Here is a 1787-nt window from a genome sequence, read left to right as displayed (position 1 = left end):
CAGGGTGATGGGTGGCTGGTCGTTGCTTGAGAACTACACAGTGGACGCGAGCATCTGTGGCCAAGTTTTTAAGGGCGCACGGTGGATGCCTTGGCACCAGGAACCGATGAAGGACGTGGGAGGCCACGATAGTCCCCGGGGAGCCGTCAACCAGGCTTTGATCCGGGGGTTTCCGAATGGGGAAACCCGGCAGTCGTCATGGGCTGTCACCCATGCCTGAACACATAGGGCATGTGGAGGGAACGAGGGGAAGTGAAACATCTCAGTACCCTCAGGAAGAGAAAACAACCGTGATTCCGGGAGTAGTGGCGAGCGAAACCGGATGAGGCCAAACCGTATGCGTGTGATACCCGGCAGGGGTTGCGCATGCGGGGTTGTGGGATCTCTTTTTCACAGTCTGCCGGCTGTGAGACGAGTCAGAAACCGTATGGATAGGCGAAGGACATGCGAAAGGTCCGGCGTAGAGGGTAAGACCCCCGTAGCTGAAATTCATGCGGCTCGTTTAAGAGACACCCAAGTAGCACGGGGCCCGAGAAATCCCGTGTGAATCTGGCGGGACCACCCGCTAAGCCTAAATATTCCCTGGTGACCGATAGCGGATAGTACCGTGAGGGAATGGTGAAAAGTACCGCGGGAGCGGAGTGAAATAGTACCTGAAACCGTGTGCCTACAAGCCGTGGGAGCGTCGCGCATTGAGTTTACTCAATGCGTCGTGACTGCGTGCCTTTTGAAGAATGAGCCTGCGAGTTAGCGGTGTGTAGCGAGGTTAACCCGTGTGGGGAAGCCGTAGCGAAAGCGAGTCCGAATAGGGCGATTGAGTTGCACGCTCTAGACCCGAAGCGGAGTGATCTAGCCATGGGCAGGTTGAAGCGGAGGTAAGACTTCGTGGAGGACCGAACCCACCAGGGTTGAAAACCTGGGGGATGACCTGTGGTTAGGGGTGAAAGGCCAATCAAACTCCGTGATAGCTGGTTCTCCCCGAAATGCATTTAGGTGCAGCGTCGTGTGTTTCTTGCCGGAGGTAGAGCACTGGATAGGCGATGGGCCCTACCGGGTTACTGACCTTAGCCAAACTCCGAATGCCGGTAAGTGAGAGCACGGCAGTGAGACTGTGGGGGATAAGCTCCATGGTCGAGAGGGAAACAGCCCAGAGCATCGACTAAGGCCCCTAAGCGTACGCTAAGTGGGAAAGGATGTGGAGTCGCAGAGACAACCAGGAGGTTGGCTTAGAAGCAGCCACCCTTGAAAGAGTGCGTAATAGCTCACTGGTCAAGTGATTCCGCGCCGACAATGTAGCGGGGCTCAAGCGTACCGCCGAAGTCGTGTCATTGCAGCAATAAGCCCCAACGGGTGCTGTGATGGGTAGGGGAGCGTCGTGTGCCGGGTGAAGCAGCCGCGGAAGCGAGTTGTGGACGGTTCACGAGTGAGAATGCAGGCATGAGTAGCGATACACACGTGAGAAACGTGTGCGCCGATTGACTAAGGGTTCCTGGGTCAAGCTGATCTGCCCAGGGTAAGTCGGGACCTAAGGCGAGGCCGACAGGCGTAGTCGATGGACAACCGGTTGATATTCCGGTACCCGCTTTGAAACGCCCAATATCGAGCCCATTAATGCTAAGGCCGTGAAGCCGCCCTGGAGCCTTCGGGCAAAGGGGAGTGGTGGAGCCGCTGACCCAAGGTGGTAGTAGGTAAGCGATGGGGTGACGCAGGAAGGTAGTCCAGCCCGGGCGGTGGTAGTCCCGGGGTAAGGGTGTAGGGCGTTGTCTAGGCAAATCCGGACAACATAT

Annotated in this window: 1 rRNA gene (only partly in view); it reads left to right on the top strand. The window is 57.1% G+C overall.

What is annotated here, in order from left to right:
• Positions 1-58: 58 nt before the first annotated feature.
• A 23S ribosomal RNA gene (locus AB0Q96_RS39050) occupies positions 59-1787 on the top strand; it runs 1494 nt beyond the window's last position.

Origin of the sequence: Streptomyces sp. NPDC093111 (assembly GCF_040683955.1) — a bacterium.
In the GTDB taxonomy this organism is placed as follows: domain Bacteria; phylum Actinomycetota; class Actinomycetes; order Streptomycetales; family Streptomycetaceae; genus Streptomyces.
The sequence above is the reverse complement of the archived record's forward strand: the minus strand, read 5'-3'. Positions and strand labels throughout refer to the sequence as shown.